Annotated in this window: 17 protein-coding genes; 9 read left to right on the plus strand and 8 right to left on the minus strand. The window is 74.0% G+C overall.

Annotation, left to right across the window (positions count from 1 at the left end; translation table 11 throughout):
- Nucleotides 1-51 precede the first annotated feature (51 nt).
- Nucleotides 52-1,113 carry a MoxR family ATPase gene (locus OG553_RS36090; protein ID WP_331728695.1) on the plus strand — a complete coding sequence of 354 codons (1,062 nt, stop codon included), beginning with the start codon at nt 52-54 and terminating at the stop codon, nt 1,111-1,113.
- Nucleotides 1,110-2,939 (plus strand): DUF2201 family putative metallopeptidase, encoded by a 1,830-nt coding sequence (locus OG553_RS36095; RefSeq protein WP_331728096.1) that lies wholly within the window; start codon nt 1,110-1,112, stop codon nt 2,937-2,939. Before OG553_RS36090 ends, OG553_RS36095 begins: the two co-directional genes overlap by 4 nt.
- A 62-nt stretch (nt 2,940-3,001) precedes the next feature.
- Here the strand turns inward: OG553_RS36095 and OG553_RS36100 are convergent, their stop codons facing one another.
- Together OG553_RS36100 and OG553_RS36105 are read right to left on the minus strand one after the other, a co-directional pair.
- Entirely contained in the window at nt 3,002-4,051 is a 1,050-nt protein-coding gene (locus OG553_RS36100; RefSeq protein ID WP_331728099.1) for a helix-turn-helix domain-containing protein, read from the minus strand.
- Nucleotides 4,052-4,169: 118 nt separating this feature from the next.
- Nucleotides 4,170-4,412: a hypothetical protein gene (locus tag OG553_RS36105; protein WP_331728101.1), complete on the minus strand. Its 243-nt coding sequence runs from the start codon at nt 4,410-4,412 to the stop codon at nt 4,170-4,172.
- 83 nt (nt 4,413-4,495) lie between these two features.
- On the opposite strand from OG553_RS36105, the gene OG553_RS36110 reads away from it, so the two are divergent.
- Nucleotides 4,496-5,005 carry a metallophosphoesterase gene (locus OG553_RS36110; RefSeq protein ID WP_331728104.1) on the plus strand — a complete coding sequence of 170 codons (510 nt, stop codon included), beginning with the start codon at nt 4,496-4,498 and terminating at the stop codon, nt 5,003-5,005.
- 106 nt (nt 5,006-5,111) lie between these two features.
- Here OG553_RS36110 and OG553_RS36115 read toward each other — a convergent pair whose 3' ends face one another.
- From OG553_RS36115 to OG553_RS36135, 5 genes are all read right to left on the minus strand, one after another.
- Nucleotides 5,112-5,636: a hypothetical protein gene (locus tag OG553_RS36115; protein ID WP_331728107.1), complete on the minus strand. Its 525-nt coding sequence runs from the start codon at nt 5,634-5,636 to the stop codon at nt 5,112-5,114.
- 242 nt (nt 5,637-5,878) lie between these two features.
- Nucleotides 5,879-6,841 carry an oxidoreductase gene (locus tag OG553_RS36120; RefSeq protein ID WP_331728110.1) on the minus strand — a complete coding sequence of 321 codons (963 nt, stop codon included), beginning with the start codon at nt 6,839-6,841 and terminating at the stop codon, nt 5,879-5,881.
- On the minus strand, nt 6,838-7,440 hold the full coding sequence (locus OG553_RS36125) for a TetR/AcrR family transcriptional regulator (protein ID WP_331728112.1): 603 nt from the start codon (nt 7,438-7,440) through the stop codon (nt 6,838-6,840). The genes OG553_RS36120 and OG553_RS36125 overlap by 4 nt, the downstream gene beginning before the upstream one ends.
- Nucleotides 7,437-7,904 (minus strand): ester cyclase, encoded by a 468-nt coding sequence (locus OG553_RS36130; protein ID WP_331728114.1) that lies wholly within the window; start codon nt 7,902-7,904, stop codon nt 7,437-7,439. The genes OG553_RS36125 and OG553_RS36130 overlap by 4 nt, the downstream gene beginning before the upstream one ends.
- 75 nt (nt 7,905-7,979) lie before the next feature.
- Entirely contained in the window at nt 7,980-8,981 is a 1,002-nt protein-coding gene (locus OG553_RS36135; protein ID WP_331728116.1) for an SDR family NAD(P)-dependent oxidoreductase, read from the minus strand.
- A 131-nt stretch (nt 8,982-9,112) separates the two neighbouring features.
- Between OG553_RS36135 and OG553_RS36140 the strand changes: the two genes are divergently transcribed.
- Complete coding sequence (locus tag OG553_RS36140; protein ID WP_331728118.1) at nt 9,113-9,490, plus strand: DUF2255 family protein; 378 nt, start codon at nt 9,113-9,115, stop codon at nt 9,488-9,490.
- Here the strand turns inward: OG553_RS36140 and OG553_RS36145 are convergent.
- Nucleotides 9,452-12,199 carry an AAA family ATPase gene (locus OG553_RS36145; protein ID WP_331728120.1) on the minus strand — a complete coding sequence of 916 codons (2,748 nt, stop codon included), beginning with the start codon at nt 12,197-12,199 and terminating at the stop codon, nt 9,452-9,454. The genes OG553_RS36140 and OG553_RS36145 overlap by 39 nt on opposite strands.
- A gap of 160 nt (nt 12,200-12,359) precedes the next feature.
- On the opposite strand from OG553_RS36145, the gene OG553_RS36150 reads away from it, so the two are divergent.
- The 5 genes from OG553_RS36150 (at nt 12,360) to OG553_RS36170 (ending at nt 17,731) form a co-directional block, all read left to right on the plus strand.
- Nucleotides 12,360-13,682, plus strand: coding sequence for an MFS transporter (locus OG553_RS36150; RefSeq protein WP_331728123.1), 1,323 nt, complete (start codon nt 12,360-12,362; stop codon nt 13,680-13,682).
- A gap of 2 nt (nt 13,683-13,684) precedes the next feature.
- The gene (locus tag OG553_RS36155; RefSeq protein WP_405983241.1) at nt 13,685-15,088 is read left to right on the plus strand and encodes a carotenoid oxygenase family protein; all 1,404 of its coding nucleotides are present in this window, start codon (nt 13,685-13,687) and stop codon (nt 15,086-15,088) included.
- A gap of 148 nt (nt 15,089-15,236) precedes the next feature.
- The gene (locus tag OG553_RS36160; RefSeq protein WP_331728129.1) at nt 15,237-15,680 is read left to right on the plus strand and encodes an SRPBCC family protein; all 444 of its coding nucleotides are present in this window, start codon (nt 15,237-15,239) and stop codon (nt 15,678-15,680) included.
- 64 nt (nt 15,681-15,744) lie between these two features.
- Nucleotides 15,745-16,248: a GNAT family N-acetyltransferase gene (locus tag OG553_RS36165; protein WP_331728132.1), complete on the plus strand. Its 504-nt coding sequence runs from the start codon at nt 15,745-15,747 to the stop codon at nt 16,246-16,248.
- A gap of 106 nt (nt 16,249-16,354) precedes the next feature.
- Nucleotides 16,355-17,731, plus strand: a complete 1,377-nt coding sequence (locus OG553_RS36170) for a hypothetical protein (RefSeq protein ID WP_331728135.1) — start codon at nt 16,355-16,357, stop codon at nt 17,729-17,731.
- Nucleotides 17,732-17,823: the final 92 nt, after the last annotated feature.

Below are 17,823 nucleotides of genomic sequence, written 5' to 3' on the forward strand. Positions count from 1 at the left end.
ACCACACTGGCCGCGTCACACACCACCCCCACCCCGGAGGACGTCCCACCCGTGCAGGCTGCCGTCACCGTCACCCCCGCCCAGATCCCCGAACTGCTGCTCGGCCTCGCCACCGTGCGGCCCGTTTTCCTCTGGGGGGCGCCCGGCATCGGGAAGTCCTCGCTCGTGCGGAAGTTCGCCGACTCCCTGGGCCTGGAGTGCGTCAGCCTCCTCGGCACGCAGCTCGCCCCCGAGGACCTGATCGGCGTACCTCAGATCCGCGACGGCCGGTCCGTGTTCTGCCCGCCCGAGGCCATCGCCCGCGACGAGCCGTACTGCCTCTTCCTCGACGAGCTCAACGCCGCGAGCCCCGACGTGCAGAAGGCCTTCTACTCGCTGATCCTCGACCGCCGGATCGGCTCCTACGAACTGCCCGCCGGCTCCATCGTCATCGGCGCGGGCAACCGCGCCACGGACAACGCCCTCGCACGGCCCATCGCCTCCGCCCTCGTCAACCGCCTCACCCACGTCCACCTCCGGGCGTCCGCGCAGGACTGGCTGGTGTGGGCCGGCGAGCACGGCATCCACCCGTGGGTCACCGACTACCTCACCGACCGCCCCGACCACCTCTGGTCGCAGCCGCCGAAGACCGAGGAGCCCTTCTCCACCCCCCGCTCCTGGCACATGCTCTCCGACGCCCTGCACTCCTTCGGCGCGGAACTGGACGAGCAGACCCTCAAGGTGGTCGCCCACGGCACCCTCACCCCCGCGCACGCCGTCTCCTTCTGCGGCTACGCCAAGATCGTCCGTCACACCTTCGGCATCGAGGCCATCCTGAAGGGCGACGCCTCCTGGCCCGCCCGGCTCCAGGACCGCGACCTGCTCTACTACCTCGCGGAAGCGTTCCGGGGCCGCCTGCTCAAGGAGCTCCCCGCGCAGAAGGAACACGTCTCGCCCGCGCTGCGCCAGCACACCCACCGCTTCAAGTCGCTCCTCGTCCAGCTCGCCGAGATCTCCGTCGAGGTCGCGCAGACCGTCATCGCCGACGACGCCGACGGACTGCCCGTGCTTCCCGGCTGGTTCCTGATCGAGGCCGCCCGCGACATGCCCCGGCTGGTCGAGGCCCGCCGGTGAGCCGGAACGGCAAGGCCCGGGCGAAGGCCGCCGCCGAGGCCGGTACCAAGCCCGACCCGGCCGCGCAGGCCTTCGCCGAGGGACTCGCCCTGGTCAAGCAGAACCCGGCCCTCGCCGCCCTGAACGGCAAGTTCTGCCGCGAGGCCGGCTGCAAGGAGTCCCCGGACGGGGGCCTGGCCGCCGTCACCTCCAACGGCATCGTCCACGTCCACCCCACCCGGCGGGCCGAACCCGCCGAGTGGGCGTGGGCGCTGGCCCACGCCCTGCTCCACCTCGGCTTCGGCCACGTACCCGCCGCCGCCGACGACCGGACCCAGCCGGACCCGTTCGACCTCGCCGCCCGCTGCGTGGTCGTCAACCGCTTCCTGCAGACCTTCCCCGTCGGCCGCGCCCCCGACCACCTGCCCGCCGACCACCCCGGCGGCGACGAGGCCGAACTCGCCGCCCGCTGGCGCCGCGACGGCATCCCGCCCGCGTACGAGCACTGCGGCACCGCCGGGCGCGGCCCCGACCAGGTCCTGACCACCTGGCGGGCCCGGGGCGGCGCCGCCGTCCCCGACTGGCAGGCCGCCTTCGCCGCCGCCCTGACCCGCAGCGTCTCCGCCGCCATGGAGGTGGCCGGCGGCCGCCGCGACCGGACCACCGGTGAGCGGGTCGCCCAGCGCCCCTGGGACCGGGCCCTGAACTGGTTCGTGTCCTCGTACCCGCTGCTCGGCGGGCTCGCCGCCGGCCTGACCGTCGTAGCCGACGCCGAACTGGCCCGCGCCCAGGACATCTCCGTCGCCGCCGTCAGCGCCACCGCCGGCGAGATCTACGTCAACCCGCTGCGCACCTTCGAGGACGACGAGTGGCGGTTCATCCTCGCCCACGAGATGCTGCACGCCGCCCTGCGCCACGGTGAGCGCCGCGGCGGCCGCGACCCGTACCTGCACAACGTCGCCGCGGACTACGTCGTCAACGACTGGCTGGTGGAGATGCGGATCGGCAGCATGCCCGAGGGGCTGCTGCACGACCCGGCGCTGCGCGGGCTCTCCGTCGAGGAGGTGTACGACCGGATCGCCACCGACCTGCGGCGGATGCGGCGGCTCGCCACCCTGCGCGGCAAGGGCGCCGGGGACATCCTGGGCGAGCCCCTCGCGCACGGCGCGGGGCGCCCGTACGCGGATCTCGACGAGTTCTACCGGCGCGGCCTCGTCCAGGGCTTCGACCTGCACGTCCGCGAGGGGCGCGGCCTGCTGCCGGCCGGGCTGGTCCAGGAGATCCGGGCCCTGGCCCACCCGCCGGTGCCCTGGGACGCCCGGCTCGCCCGCTGGTTCGACGAGTACGTGCCGAGGCCGGAGGCCGTACGGTCCTACGCGCGCCCGGCGCGCCGCCAGGCCTCGACCCCGGACATCCCGCGCGCGGGCCGGTACTTCCCGCCGGAGGAGACGGCCCGCTGCACCTTCGGCGTGGTGCTCGACACCTCGGGGTCGATGAACGCCGCCCTGCTCGGCAAGGCGCTGGGCGCGATCGCCTCGTACGCCGAGGCCCGTGACGTACCGGCGGCGCGGGTCGTGTTCTGCGACGCGGCGGCGTACGACGCGGGCTACGTCCCGCCGACCGAGATCGCGGGCCGGGTCCGGGTCCGCGGCAGGGGCGGCACGGTCCTCCAGCCGGGCATAGACCTGCTCCAGCGCGCCGAGGACTTCCCGCCCGCGGCGCCGCTCCTGGTCATCACCGACGGCTGGTGCGACACCCTGCGCGTCCGCCGCGAACACGCCTACCTGATCCCGCAGGGCGCGTCCCTCCCCTTCACCCCGAGGGGCCCGGTCTTCCGCCTGACCTGACCACCGCAGGGCGACGGTGAGGAGCCGCCGGACCCCTGATTCGGGCAGGGGTCCGGCCGCTGTCATCCGAAGGTGAATCTAGGCGCGGGCGGAGCGTCGTGGTGTTCGTGGCGTGCCGGGTTCCTGTGCTCTGCGTGCGATGCGTGCGCTGCGGCGGCCGGCGGGGACGCGCGGTGCTCGGTGGGCGTGGTTCCGTAGGCTTCGCGGAACGCCCGGCTGAACCCGGTGGCGCTGGCGAAACCCCAGCGGGCCGCGATCGCCTGGACGGGATGGCCGCCCAGCTCCGCGCGTACGAGGTCGGCGCGGGCGCGCTCCAGCCGGGCCCGCCGGATGTGCGCCGCGACGGTCAGGGGCTGATCGCCGAAGAGGGCGTGGAGACGCCGCAGCGAGATGTTGTGGCGGTCCGCGACCGTCCGGGGGGTCAGGTCCGGGTCGCCGAGGTTGTTCTCGATGAAGCGGTGGATCCGCTGGAGCATCTCCCGCGCACGGGCCTCGGCGGGTGTCGCGCCGGGGTCCGCGAGCTGCCGGGCGAGGAACGCGGTGGCCAGGTCGAGGGTGACGGCCCCCAGCCCGCGCAGCTCCTCCGGGTCGCAGTGCCGGGCCTGTCCGAGCAGCGACCTCATGAAGTCGGCGAGGATCGCTCCCGACCCGGTACCCGCGGGCAGGTTCCGGGCGAGGAGGCCGTCAAGGCGGTCCGGGTCGAGCGCCAGAGCCCGACGGGGAATCTGCACGACCACCGACGCGAGCGTCTCGTCCGCGCACGCCGCCTCGCTCGGCCGTGAGGTGTCCGTGAGCACGAGCCCGCCCGAGACCACCGATTCGTTGCCCCGCTGGGAGATCCGGACGCCGCCCCGGGTGAGGAGCGCCAGCTGCAGGTGCTCGGGATCGCCCTGCCGGACATGGGTCGGGGTGCGGCGCGAGCGCACCGGTGAGCAGGTCACGGCGGACAGGCGCACCACGCCGAGGTCCAGCTCCGTGATGTGCGCCCGGAAATCGGCCGCGTGTCGGCTGCTGAGCAGGATGGGCATCACATGGCTCGCGATGGTCTCGCAGAACCAGTCGAACCTGTCCTCGCGCGCCCCGACGACCTCTGACGCGACCAGCGTTCCCAAGCAGTCCCCCCGCACGTCGACCTGACAGAACCCCACTCCGACGGGCCCGGGTCCCTCAGTCCGTCATGCCGCCCAGGCTAAAGGGTGTGGCAGAAGGGTTCTCCTGGTCCTGCGGGGCCTACGCGTGAGTGGCGACGAAGTGGCGCAGTTCCACGCGGGGATCGGGGCCCTCGCCGCCGCGCCGGATCCGGTTGACCCTTTCCCCTGCGGGGATGCCGCGGAGCAGCATGTCCCGCATGGCCGCGACGGCCGTGGCCCGGGCGCGCAGGGTCCGTTCACGGCCGTCGGCGGTGCCGTCGCCGTCGGCCAGGGCGGTGGCCAGTGCGCGCTCCCAAGAAGGGGGGACGGGCCGACCTGGCAAGCGCCCGACCGGAGCCCACGGCGCGCCGGTCCGTGGAGGTGGGCGGGGCGGCGGGGCCGGGGGGTGGGGGCTAGCGTGGGGGCGTGGAGCTGCTGCTGTTGTCGGACACGCACGTTCCCGCGCGGGCCCGGGTGCTGCCGGCGGAGCTGCTCGGACGCGTCCCGCGCGCGGACGTCGTGATCCATGCCGGCGACTGGACCGACGAGGCCACCCTCGACCTGCTCCAGGAGCGGGCACGCCGCCTGGTCGGCGTGTACGGGAACAACGACGGGCCCCGGCTGCGCGCCCGGCTGCCCGAGGTCGCGTACGCGGAGCTCGGCGGGCTGCGGTTCGCCGTGGTGCACGAGACCGGCCCGGCACAGGGGCGCGAGCAGCGCTGCGCCGCGCGGTTCCCGGACGTGGACGTGCTGGTCTTCGGGCACAGCCACATCCCGTGGGACACCACGGCGGGAGACCGGCTGCGGCTGCTGAACCCGGGTTCCCCGACGGACCGGCGCCGCCAGCCGTACTGCACGTACATGACGGCCCGGGTCTCGGACGGCCGGCTCACCGAGGTCGGCCTGCACCGGCTCACCCGTCCACCCCGGCCTTGAGGATCGTCCCGGCCGGCCGAGGCCTGACGTCTTCTCGGTTCGCCGCCCGATCCGATCCGATCTGCGCCGCGCCTCGCCTCGCCTCGCCTCGCCTCGCCTCGGACGACTAGCCCATCAGCGGCGAGTTCGTGAGCTGCCAGGTGAAGGGTCCCTTGGTGTCGCCCGCGATGTCGTACACGACGGTCGCGCCGGCGGACCACTGCTTCTTCGGGTAGAGTGCGGCCGACGGAGTCAGGCAGTCCAGGATGCCGGAATCGGTCGAGTTGATGCGGGTCGTGACGTCACAGGTCCTGCTGGTGACCACGGTGCCGGTACCGCCCGGAACCCGGCTCTCCAGCCGGACGGTCACCTTGAACGAGCTGAAGCGCTTGCTGCGGTCGATCTCGCCGTCCTGGGTGAAGCTCCAGTTGACGTCGGCCCTTCCCCGGACCTTGCCGCCCGGCGCCGCCTCGATGCAGGTCGGTACGTACATCACCGCCTCGGGGATGCCGCCGGGCATCGACTGGATCCGGTCGTTTCCGATCGTCGTGCACGTCTCCGCCGCGCTGGCGGACTGCGAAACGGAGATGACTCCGGAGAAGGCGACTACGGCAGCGCCGACTGCGGAGGCTCGAAAGAGGATACGGTTCATGGCTTGATTTCCCCCATGGAAGTACGGAATAGCGGCTGTACGCCTCGCAAGAAAGCGAATGCGCCCCCCAGCGGAGTTGATCTTAGGTGGTGACACGGTCTTCGCCCGGTGAAATCGGCCCATTTCCGTGGGGAGCGGGATCGCCGATCACCGATCGCCGCGATTCATGTCCTGGGCCATTCCTTCGGCAACCGGGATTTCGGCCATGTCGACGGGTGGAGAATTGGACGATTCGCGGCGGGTCAGGGCCGGCCGGGCGGTGGGGTCTGGAAGTCGTAGGTGACTCCGGTGAGCTCCTCCGACAGGTCCCACAGGCGGCGGGCGGTCTCGGGATTCTTGGCGGATTCGGTCGGCTGCACGAAGGTGGGGTGGCCCTTGGACTCGTTGCGGCCGTCGGGTCCGATGAACTGGCCGCCCTGGGCGTCGGGGGACGCGGCCGCGTAGAGCTGGTTGAGCACGCCCATGCGGACGTCCTGGGCGACGAGGCGGTTGGTGACCTTGAGGATCGACTTGAGGAGCCCGGTCGGTCCGGAGGACTGGAGGTTCGTGGCCGAGTAGCCGGGGTGCGCGAGGATGCTGTGCACCGGGGCGCCGCTCGCGCGCAGCCGTCGGTCCAGTTCCAGGCCGAACAGCACGTTGGCGTACTTGGACTGGGCGTAGAAGCCGCGCGGCGAGTACGAGCGGGCGCCGTCGAGGTCGTCGAAGTGGATGGCGCCGTTCTTGTGCAGGGTCGAGGTGACCGTCACGACGCGCGGGTCCCGCCCGGCCCGCAGCCGGTCCAGCAGGAGGCCGGTGAGTGCGAAGTGGCCCAGGTGGTTGGTGCCGAACTGGGACTCGAAGCCCTGCCGGGTGAGGGAGCGCGGCGGCATCATGATCCCCGCGTTGTTGACGAGTACGTCCACGGGCGTGTCGAGGGCGTCGGCGAAGGCGCGGACCGAGTCCAGGTCGGCGAGGTCCAGCGGGCGCAGCTCCGCGGAGGCTTCCGGGAGTTCGCCGCGGAGGCCGTTCAGCGCGGCCCTGCCCTTGTCGGCGTTCCTCGCGGTGAGGATGACGTGCGCGCCGCGGCGGGCGAGTTCCCGGGCGGTGACGTAGCCCAGGCCGCTGTTGGCGCCGGTCACCAGGACCGTACGGCCGGTCTGGTCCGGGATGTCGTCGGCCGTCCAGCGGCCGGCGGTGGTCGGGACCGTGGTCCGGGCGGTGGTCATCGTGCGTCTCCTTGCTGCTGCGGGGTGTGGAGCAGGTCGTCGACGCTCGCCGCCAGCAGGCGGTGCAGGTGGGCGCGGTCGACGGGGAGCTTGCGGATCGAGTGCAGGGCGGCGAGGCCGTGCGCGGTGGCCCAGATGCGGGCGATGCGGTCGTCGTAGGGGTCCGTGACCCCCAGGGCGTCCGCGATCACCGCGCCGACGGCGTCTCCCTCGGTGACGGTCTCGGCGGCGGACACGTGGACGCCGCCCAGCCCGTACATCACCTGGTAGACGTCCGGCTCGTCGAGCGCGAAGTCCAGGTAGGCGGCCGCCGCGGCGTGGACGGACGTCCCGCCGGCGCGCATGCCGGCGGCGAGCCGGACGAAGCCGTCCTTGACGAAGGCCAGCAGGATGTCGTCGCGGCCCTTGAAGTAGCGGTAGGCGTAGTTGGCGGAGTAGCCGATCCGGTCGGCCAGGCGGCGCATGCTCACCGCCTCCCAGCCCTCGGCCTTGGCCAGGTCACGCGCGGCCTGCAGGATCTCGGCGCGGGCGGCGGCGCGTTCGCGCTCGCGGCGCAGCTGGGAGGCGGACGGGCCGCGCTCCTGGGGTGAGGGGGTCACAGCGCCTCGCCACCCGTCGGCGCGGCGGCCGGCTGCTGGGCGGCGGCCGGCGCGTCGGGCATGCCCGTCAGTTCGAGCAGGCCGAGCTGGGCGAAGAACTCAAGGGTGTTGAGCTCGTCCCAGTGCTCCACCGCCATGCCGTCGCGGACCCGCCAGATGTCCAGCGAGCGCATCTCCACCGCCCGCCCGGTGGGCTCCTCCCCGAGCAGCGACCCGAGGTGGGTGGCGCGGTAGGTGAACCTCCCCACCACGCGGTCGCCGTCGGTCAGGACGTCCTCCAGGGTCACCCGGGTGTCCGGGAAGGCGGCGAACCAGCGCCCCCAGAAAGCCCGGTTGGCCTCGCGGCCGTCCTCGACGTAGGGGTTGTGGTTGACGTAGTCCTCGGCCACGAAACCGTCCACGGCGTCGGGGTCGTGACCGTTCATCAGTGCGGCGAAGGCGTGGGCAACGGTCGGGTGGGACATCTGTTCCTCCGATCAGCGATGTGGTTACACCGTACACGGTGTGTACGGTGTAACCAATACTGAACGGGGTTTGTTTCAGCGGGAGATGGGCTCGGCGCCGGTCGCGGCGAGGGACAGGTCCCAGAGCCGGGCGGCCGCGTCCGGTGCGACGGCGTACGGGCGTACGCCGCCGTCGTCCATCGGGGTGTCCGGGGCGCAGACCCGCGCGATCTCGCAGTCTTCGAGGTAGAGCCCGCCGCGCCCGGCGAGGAGCGGGGACGTGGCTGCCCACAGGCCCGTGGCGGCGCCCTGGGAGGGCGACTTGAAGCCCTCGCCGATCACGTTCCCGTGCGCGTCCACCCATCCGCGTTCGATCTGCTCCCGGAGCGTCATCTCGCGCTGGAGACCGGTGATGATCTTCCCGGGGTGGAGGGCGAACGCCCGGACGCCCGCCTCGCGCCCGAGGGCGTCGAGGTGGACGGCGAAGAGGGAGTTGGCGGTCTTCGCCTGACCGTAGGCGAGCCACTTGTCGTAGCCGGTGCGGAAGTGCGGGTCGTGCCACCGGATGTCGGTCAGGGCGTGCCCGGCCGAGCTGTTGACGACGACGCGCGCGCCGTCCGCCGCGGCCAGGAGCGGGTACAGCTCGCAGGCGAGCGTGAAGTGCCCGAAGTGGGCGGCGGCCAGCTGGCTCTCCCAGCCGGGTCCGACGTGGCGCTCCGGGGTGGCCATGACCCCGGCCACGGCCATGAGCAGGTCGAGCCGGGTGAGGGACCGCGCGATCCGGGCCGCGGCGGCGCGCACGCTGTCGAGGTCCTCCAGGTCCATGGGCACGACCTCGCAGCCCTCCACGCCGGCGAGGGCGGCGCGGGCGAACTCGGGACGTCGCGCCGGGACGACGACGCGGGCCCCGGCGGCGGCCAGGGCCCGGGTGGTCTCCAGGCCGAGTCCGGAGTAGCCGCCGGTCACGACGGCGCTCGCGCCGCGGAGGTCGACGCCGGCCATGACGGCCTCGGCGGTGCTGGTGGCGGAGAAGGGCGAGCCGAGCGGCTGCTGGACGAGGTCGAGGTCAAGATCGTGGTCGAGATCGAGGCTGTTCATGCCGGCGACGCTATGAGCTGGAGCCGGGTCTAGATCAACTCCCGGAGCCTGCGGCCCGCCCGGCCGTCCGCCCGCGACTTAGGTGATGACCACCGACGCGTGGCCGGGGGCCGCACGGCCAGGGTGGGGGCATGAGCGGCGAACTGGATCACATGGAGATCGGATTGTGGGTGCGGGACGGCGGCGGGCGGTGGTCGCGGCGGACGGTGTGGGTGGTGGTGGTCGACGGGGAGGCGTACGTCCGCTCCGCGTTCGGGCGGCGCAGTGCCTGGTACCGCCGGGTCCTGCGGCGGGCCGACACGGAGGTGGAGGTGGAGGCCGGGGTGCGGGTTGGGGTGGTGCCGCGGCCGGTGGCGGACGCCGCGCTCGTCGAGCGGGTGTCCGCCGGCTACCGGGCCAAGTACGGGCTGCACTGGCCCGGTCCGGTGGAGTCGATGAACGGGGAGGAGGCCGCGGCCACCACCCTGTGGCTAGCGGATGTCGGGAAGGTCGCGCAGCTGCCTGCGTGAGGTGAGTCCGAGTTTGCGGAAGATGTTGCGCAGGTGCGCGTCGACCGTCCGGGGGCTGAGGAAGAGTCTGGCCGCCACCTCCTTGGAGGTGGCGCCGTCGGCGACCAGGCGTGCGATGTGCAGCTCCTGCAGGGTCAGCTGGTCCGAGGCCTTCGAGGTGCGGCTGCGTGCCTGCTCCCCGGTGGCGCGCAGCTCGCCCGCGGCGCGCTCGGCGAAGGCCTCGGCGCCGAGGTCGGACAGCGGCTCGTGCGCCCGGCGCAGTGCCGTACGGGCGTCGCGGCGTCGGCCCTGGCGGCGCAGCCACTCCCCGTACAGCAGGTGGGCCCTGGCGCGGTAGACGGCCAGGGTGCCGTCTTCGAGGTGGTCGATGGCCTCCCGGTAGGCGTCCTCGTCCTCGGTCACGAGGGCGCGGGCGTACGCCTCGACGCCCAGGCCCCACGCGTGGCCGCCGGCGCGGGTGCGTGCCTGGAGCAGGGCCAGGGCTTCGGTGGCGGTCTCGTGCTCGCCGCAGCGCACCGCCGCCTCGACGAGCTCTGGGAGGGCGAGGCCCGCGGTGCCGACGGCCCCGTACTCGACCGCCCGCCGGGCCGCCTCCAGCGCGGCCGGGTAGTCGGCCAGGCCGTTGCCGAGGACGGCCGTCGCCCACTGCGCGCTCAGGCTCATCCGGTGGTCCACGGAAGCGAACAGGTCGAGGGCTTCGGCGCGGCGTCCGCGCATCGCGGCCAGGTGCAGGCGCGGGTAGACGAGGGGGGCGGCGCCGGTGGCGTCGGCCAGCGCCTCCTCCTCGGAGATGAGCTCCGCCGCGGCGGCGAAGTCGCCGGTGTGGGCGGTGGTGGTGGCCTGCATGGCCAGGCCGATGGGCAGGGCGTGGAAGGAGCCCGACCGGCGGCCGGCCGCGACGGTCCGGGCGGCTATGCCGTGCATGGTGTCGAAGTTCCAGAACTCGGCGGCCAGCAGGTAGCCCAGCGAAGGGCGTACGGCCCAGATCCCGTCGTCGGGGTCGGAGAGGACGGGCCCGAGGAGCTCTCCCGCCGCCCGGTGCCCCTCGCCGGCGACCAGTGCGGTCACACCGGCCAGGACCCTCGCCGCGGGGGTCGCGGGGGCCGTCGGGCCGTCCGCCGGCGGGGCGTTCCGCGCCGCCTCCACCACCTGGTCGAGGCCGCCCAGGAGGACGCCCATCTCGACGGCGTCCAGGTAGCACTCCCGGGACCGGGCGGGGTCGGTGGCCGCCAGCCGGGCGGCGGCGCGCAGGAGGTGGGCGGTGGGGCCCTCGTCGCCCCGGCGTCGGACGAACGACAGTTTGCCGCGCAGCAGGTCGGCGCGGGCGGCCCGGCCGGGGTCGTCGCCGGGCACGGTGGTGAGCAGACCGGCCGCCGCGTCGAAGTCCCCGACGGAGAGCTTGGCCTGGGCGGCGGCGAGGGTCCGTTCGGCGCGTCGGCCCGGGTCGGGGGTGAGGGCCGCCGCGCGTTCCAGGAAGGCGGCGGCCGCCGCGACGCCGCCGCGTTCCTGGGCGCGGCCGGCCGAGGTTTCGAGCGCTGCGGCGACCTGTTCGTCGGGGCCCGCACTGGCCTGGGCGCGGTGCCACGCCCGCCGGTCGGGGTCGGCCACCGGGTCGGTGGCGGCGGCCAGCGCCTCGTGCGCCCGGCGCCGGTCCTCGGGGGCGGCGGCCCGGTAGGCGGCGGAGCGGGCGAGGGGGTGGCTGAAGCGGATGCGGGTGCCGAACTCGACCAGCGGCACGGAACCCGCGACGGCCGGCCCGTCGATGCCCAGGAGTTCGGCGGCGCGCCACAGCAGACCGGGGTCCCCGATCGGGTCGGCGGCGGCGACGGTCACCAGCAGCCGGGCGGGCGGCGCGAGGAGTTCCAGCCGGGTGCGGAAGCTCTGCTCGATCACGGCGGGGACCGAGGCGGGCTGGTCGAATCCGCCCGCCATCCCGGCGAGTCCGGCGGTCCGGGGCAGCTCGACCAGTGCGAGGGGGTTGCCGCGTGCCTCGGCCAGGATCCGGTCGCGTACCCGCTCGTCAAGGGGTGCGCGGACGGCCGTGCCCAGCAGCGCGCGGGCGTCCGGTTCGCCGAGGCCTCGGAGGGGGTGGGTGGGCAGCCCGGCCAGTTCGGGCGTGCCGCCCGCCTCGCGGGCGGCGAAGACGAGGGCGATCGGCTCGGCCGCGACGCGGCGGGCCAGGAAGGCCAGCGCCTTGGCGGACGCGCGGTCCAGCCACTGTGCGTCGTCGACGAGGCACAGGACCGGGCGTTCGGCCGAGGTCTCCGCGAGCAGGCCCAGGGAGCCGACGCCGACCAGGAAGGGGTCGGGGGTGCCGGTGTCGAGGCCCAGGGCGATCCGGAGCGCGGTGCGGTGGGGTGCGGGCAGCTCCGTCAGCCGGCCGGTGACCGGCGCCAGCAGCTGGTGCAGCGCGGCGAAGGGCAGTTCCATCTCGAACTCCGCGCCGGACGCCCTCATGACGAGGAATCCGCTCGCGCGGTGGTGGAGGTGGTCCAGCAGCGTGCTCTTGCCGATGCCCGGCTCGCCGCGCAGCAGCAGGGCGCCGCCCCGGCCCTTGCGGGCCGCGTCGAGCAGGGCGTCGAGGCGGCGGATCTCGTCCCGGCGGCCGATCAGGGCGTCGGCTTCCGGGTTCGGGTCCTTGTCCGGGTGCGGGTGCGGGTCCGTGTGCGGGTGCGGGTCCGCGTTCGGTGAGGGGTTCGTTGCGGGCATGATCGCCAACCTAGGCGGTCGCACGCCCCGGGGGAATCATGGAACCGCACCCTCCGCTCCGGTCGCCTTCCGGGCGCCAACTACCGGGCCCGCGAAGCGCATTACCCATAGGTGATGACTACCGACGCGAGCGATGGTCGCCCGCCGCGAAGGTTGAGCCATGAACCGCACCGCACCGATGCAGGCCGGCACCGACCCGGCACCGCGGACCGTCACCGGCTGGACACCGCTGGCGGTCCTGGCCACCGCCCAGTTCCTGGTGGTACTGAGCGCCTCGATCGTGAACGTCGCCCTCCCCCCGATCCGGGCCGGGCTCGGGCTGTCGGACGCGGGCCAGGCCTGGACGGTCAACGCCTACGTCCTGGCGTTCGGCGCGCTGCTCCTCGCCGGCGGGCGCGCGGGGGACGCGTACGGGCTGCGCCGCGTGTTCCTGACCGGCACCGGCCTGTTCGCCGTCTCCTCCCTCGGGGCGGCCCTGGCCCCCTCGGCGGCCGTACTGATCGCCTGCCGGGCGGTGCAGGGCGTCGGCGCCGCGCTGCTGGCGCCCACGGCACTGGCACTCGTACTCACGCTCCATCCCACCGGCAGGGCCCGCGGCACCGCGCTCGGAGTGTGGGGCGCGGTCTCCGGGGCCGGCGGGGCGGCGGGCGTCCTGCTCGGCGGGGTGCTCACCGCCTCGTACGGGTGGCGTGCGGTGTTCGCGGTGCTGGTGCCCCTGGCCCTGACCGTGCTGGTGGCGACCCGGCTGCTGGTCGGTGCCGACCGGCCGCGCGGCGGGAGCATGGACGTGCCGGGTGCGGTGACGGTGACGGCGGGGCTGGTCGCCCTCACGTACGGCCTGTCGGGCCCCTGGGCGTTCGCCCTGTTCGGGCTGGCACTGCTGGCGGTGTTCGCGGTGCTCCAGCGCCGGTCCGCCGAGCCCCTGCTGCCGGCCCGCATGAAGGCGGTCGCGGTCCCGGGGCTGCTGATGGCCCTGCTGGGCGCGGTCTGGCTCGGCCTGTTCTACTTCCTCCCCCTCTACCAGCAGCGCGTCCTCGGCTACTCGCCCTTGGCGGCGGGGCTGACGCAGCTGCCCCTCGCCCTCGTGATCAGCCTGTCCTCCTGGGCCACCGGCAGGCTCTCCGGCCGCACCGTGCTCCCCGTGGGGCTGCTGGTCCTCGCGGCCGGGCTGGCCTGGCTGTCACGGACCCCGGCCGACGGCAGCTTCCCGGTGGACCTGCTCGGCCCCACGCTCCTGATCGGCACCGGCCTCGGGGTGGCCTTCGTACGGCTCACCGCGCTGTCCTCGGCCGGTGTCGCCCCGTCGGACAACGGCCTGGCGGGCGGGCTGGCCAACGCCACCCGGCAGATCGGCGGGGCCGTCGGCCTGTCCTTCCTGACCCTGCTCCCTTCCTACGGCGCGGCGTTCCTGGCCTGCGCCGGCCTGACCCTCGTGATCTCCCTCCTCTCCGCCCTCCCGGCGCGGTCCACGCGAAAGGCATGACCATGACGACGAACACGACCACGAACACGAACACGACGACGAACGCGACGACGAGCACGACCGTGAACACGGCCCTCGACAAGCCCTACCTCAGCGGCCACTTCGCCCCCGTCACCGACGAGATCACCGGCCTCGGCCTGAAGGTGCGCGGCACCCTCCCGCCCGAGCTGAACGGCCGCTACTTCCGCAACGGCCACAACCCCAAGCCGGGCATCACGCCCAGCCACTGGTTCCGGGGCGAGGGGATGATCCACGGCATCCGGCTGAAGGACGGCCGGGCCGAGTGGTACCGCAACCGGTGGGTGCGCACTCCCTTCCTGGACGGCGTGCCGTTCACCGGGACCGAGCTCGACGTCAGCGCCGCCGCCACCAACATCATCTTCCACGGGGGCCGCTACCTGGCCCTGCAGGAGGCCAACCTGCCCTACGAGGTCAGCGCCGAGCTCGAAACGATCGGCGTCCACGACTTCGGCGGGAAGCTCACCGGTGCGATGACCGCCCACCCCAAGGAGGACCCGGTCACCGGCGAGCTGCACTTCTTCGGCTACGGCCCCTTCCCGCCCTACCTGACCTACTACGTGGCCGACGCCTCCGGCGCCGTCGTCCGGTCGCAGGTCGTCGAGGGCGCCGGCCCCTCCCTCATGCACGACTTCGCCATCACCCGCGAACACGTCGTCTTCATCGCCTCGCCGGTCGTCTTCGACCACGCGGAACACTCCGGCATCCCCTACCGCTGGCACGACGAGGTGCCGCTGCGCCTCGGTGTCGTACCGCGCGCCGGGGGTCCGGCCCGCTGGTTCGAGGTGCCCGACCCGGCCGCGCTGCTGCACGTCGCCAACGCCTACACCGACGCGCAGGGCCGGATCGTCCTCGAAGCGCCCTCCTTCGACCGCTCCGCCTGGGAGAGCTCGTGGAAGTGGTGGGTCGGCGCCCCCGGTTTCGGCACCAGCCCGGCCACCGGTTCGACGTTCCACCGGTGGGTCATCGACCCGGTGAAGGGGAAGGTCACGTCCGAGCCCCTGAACGGCCTGGTCACCGAGTTCCCGTCGATCAACGACGCCCGCACCGGCGCCGATTACCGCTACAGCTACGCGATCGCCTTCCCCGGGGCGGGCCTGTCGGGCTACCACACCGTCAAGTTCGACACCCGGACCGGCCGGGAGACGCTGCTGGCGCACGGCGAGGGCCGGATGCCGGGCGAGGCGGTCTTCGCACCGGCCGCGGGGGGCACCGCGGAGGACGACGGCTACCTGCTGACCATCGTCAGCGACCTGACCGCCGACGCCTCGGAGCTGCTGGTCCTGGACGCGGGCGACCTGAGCACCGTGGCCGCCGTCGAACTCCCCCGCCGGGTCCCGGCCGGCATCCACGGCCACTGGATCCCCGACACCGACCAGCCCGCCTGACCGCGGCGGCCCCGGCCGCCCCGGCCGGCCCCCAGCCGACCGGACCGCCGCCGCTTCCCCCGCGGCGGCGGTCCGGGCCCCGCACCCACGCACACGCACACGCACACGCACACCACACCCACACCCACGCCCACACCGAGGAGTCGTCATGACCTACCCCACCACCATCGACGAGAACGCGCCCGTGATCGCCGACCACACCATCCGCATCGCCGCCCCCCTCGCGCGGGTCTGGGAGCTGCACACCCGCATCGGCCTCTGGCCCGACTGGCAGCCCGCCATCACCGAGGCCCGGCTCGACGGCCCCGTCGCACCCGGCACCACCTTCCACTGGGAGACGGCGGGGCTCTCCATCGACTCCACCGTCTACGAGGCCGACGAGGCCCGGCACCGCATCCTGTGGGGCGGCCCCGCGCACGGCATCACTGGCGTGCACGAGTGGACGTTCACCGAGGACGGCGACGAAGTCGTGGTCCGCACCCGGGAGTCCTGGGCGGGCGCACCGGTCGAGGCCGACCGGGACCACCTCGCGGCGGCGCTCGACGACTCGCTCGTCTCCTGGCTGGACGCCCTGAAGAAGGCCGCGGAGTAGGCGCCGCGGCACACTTCCCACTCTGCCCCGCGGGCCGTGACGGCCCGTGGGGCAGAGTGGGGGCATGTCGACATACGAGACGATGCCGTTCCACCTCGAAACCGAGCGGCTGATACTGAGGCCGTGGGCCGAGTCGGACGCCGAGGAGTTCTGCGCCCTGCTCGCCGAACGCGGCAAGGGGACGCCCCCGGTCGAACGCATCCGGACCGCCATCGCGGACCTGCTCGCCGCGACGGAGAGCACCGGAATCGCCCTGCTGCCCATCCAGCGCCGCGACGAAGGCGACTTCATCGGCTACTGCGGGCTGATCATCGGCCGCGCCACCCTGGAGGAGCCCGAAATCGCCTACGAGCTGTTCCAGCACGCGCACGGCCGCGGCTACGCCACCGAGGCGGCCCGCGCGGTGCTCGACGCCGCCATCGCGACCGGACGCGAGCGGCTCTGGTCGACCGTCGGCACGTGGAACGCGCCGTCGCTCCGCGTCCTCGAAAAGCTCGGGTTCGAGCGGGACCGCGTCTCCATGGAGGAGAACGGCGAAGTGGCCTGGCTCACGCGCTCGCTGCCCTGAGGGCAATACCCGGCTGACAGATCATCCGGGACGTGCCTATGATGCGGCCGATGAAGAACTTCACCCTTAGCGGATTGGGGGAATCGTCCACGCAAGGTGAGTGCTGATGGCACTTCACTTCGCGGAACCGATTCCCGCCCGCCTGTTGATGTGGCAGCGCGTACGCGAGTACGCCGTGCCACCGTCCATGATCGAAAGCGCGACCGCCCGCCGTGCGGCCGGTGACTGGGCGGCAGCCTGCGCTGTCGCCCGGGTCGACGTCGATCTCGATCTGCGCGCCGTGCGCGTCCGCCACGGCACGGAACTCGCCGCCCGCCTCCGGGCGGATCTGCGCCGGCTCGCGCCGGACCTGCTGCGCTGGCACATGCCCCGGATCGCCCCCGACGGGCGGCTCCGGCCCGGCCTCACCGTGTCGTTGGCACGCTACGGGGAACCGGGCACCGCGGCACCGCACCTGGTCGTGCGGACACCGCCGGCCTGGGCCGACGCGGGCCAGCGGATGTCCCTGGCGCTCTGGGAGGAGTCCCGGACGGACGCTCCCCGGCACCATCCGCACCCCCACCCCGACCGGCGCTTCCGCCTCGACCTGCACCGTCACCTCTGGGACGGCACGCGCAGCGCCGAACTGGCGCGGCGGTGCGGCGCGGAGGCGACGGACCGGTGGGCGGCGGAGGCGGAGCTGCTGCTGCGGGACGAGGGCCGCCCGCGCGGCGCCCTGACCGTACGGCTCGACGCGCGCACCCGTGCCGTGCTCGAACTCGCCGCCCCCGACGACAGCCACGCCCCGGTGCTTCGGCCCGTACGGGAGGAACTGCCGCCGCAGCGGATCGCGGAACTCCCGGTACTGCCGGAGGCCGCGGCACGCACGCTTCCGGACCTGGAGCTCCTGCGTACCGGGCTGGTCCGCGCGGAGCGGCTCCACCCGCTGGTCGCGGCGGCGCTGCCGCCGTCCGCGTCGGCGTACTCCTCGCCGTCGCCGGACGCCGGGCCCGGCCAGGACGCGGACCCGCACCGGGTCGAGTGCCTGGGGGAGGTGCACCGGATCGCGCTGCGGGACGGGGTGCTGGCGGCCGTCGACCACGACCCGGCCCAGCTGGCGCGGGAAGACCTGCTCATGGCGCTCGGCGGTCCGGGGCTGCCCTGCCTGCGGGCGATCGACGCGGTGCACCGCAGCCCCGAGGCGCTTCCCGCGGTCCGCGAACGGCTCCGCCACGGTGACGTGACCGGGGCCCTGGCCGCGGTCGAGGGCCTGCTCGGTCCCGGCGCGGTCCTGCGCGAGGGGCCCCTGCGGGACGCCCTCGCGGGTGCGGTGGCCGGCCGCCTGGACCACGGGCTCTTCCGCTCGGGGCTGGTACCCGTGCACCCCGCCGCGGACGTGGCGGGGGACGACGGCCACCGGCCGCGGCCCGACCGCCATCTGCCGCACCACTTCGACCGCAAGCGCGGCAGCCGTACCCGGCCGCGGACCGCTTCGTACGCCTGAAGTTCCGCCGGGCCGGTGCCCGGCGCACCGCTCCGGCCCCCCGGTGCGTACACCGCGCCGCACGCCGCTCCACGCCTCCACCGCTCCATGGC

The sequence above is a fragment of the Streptomyces sp. NBC_00158 genome, assembly GCF_045160885.1.
Lineage (GTDB): Bacteria > Actinomycetota > Actinomycetes > Streptomycetales > Streptomycetaceae > Streptomyces.

What these genes read in the sequence shown, in the direction of transcription:
- OG553_RS36165 (WP_331728132.1), top strand. Translation starts at nt 15,745, where the DNA reads ATGTCGACATACGAGACGATGCCGTTCCACCTCGAAACCGAGCGGCTG.
- OG553_RS36160 (WP_331728129.1), top strand. Translation starts at nt 15,237, where the DNA reads ATGACCTACCCCACCACCATCGACGAGAACGCGCCCGTGATCGCCGAC.
- OG553_RS36140 (WP_331728118.1), top strand. Translation starts at nt 9,113, where the DNA reads ATGAGCGGCGAACTGGATCACATGGAGATCGGATTGTGGGTGCGGGAC.
- OG553_RS36145 (WP_331728120.1), bottom strand. Translation starts at nt 12,199, where the DNA reads ATGCCCGCAACGAACCCCTCACCGAACGCGGACCCGCACCCGCACACG.
- OG553_RS36155 (WP_405983241.1), top strand. Translation starts at nt 13,685, where the DNA reads ATGACGACGAACACGACCACGAACACGAACACGACGACGAACGCGACG.
- OG553_RS36150 (WP_331728123.1), top strand. Translation starts at nt 12,360, where the DNA reads ATGAACCGCACCGCACCGATGCAGGCCGGCACCGACCCGGCACCGCGG.
- OG553_RS36135 (WP_331728116.1), bottom strand. Translation starts at nt 8,981, where the DNA reads ATGAACAGCCTCGATCTCGACCACGATCTTGACCTCGACCTCGTCCAG.
- OG553_RS36115 (WP_331728107.1), bottom strand. Translation starts at nt 5,636, where the DNA reads ATGAACCGTATCCTCTTTCGAGCCTCCGCAGTCGGCGCTGCCGTAGTC.
- OG553_RS36170 (WP_331728135.1), top strand. Translation starts at nt 16,355, where the DNA reads ATGGCACTTCACTTCGCGGAACCGATTCCCGCCCGCCTGTTGATGTGG.
- OG553_RS36130 (WP_331728114.1), bottom strand. Translation starts at nt 7,904, where the DNA reads ATGTCCCACCCGACCGTTGCCCACGCCTTCGCCGCACTGATGAACGGT.
- OG553_RS36120 (WP_331728110.1), bottom strand. Translation starts at nt 6,841, where the DNA reads ATGACCACCGCCCGGACCACGGTCCCGACCACCGCCGGCCGCTGGACG.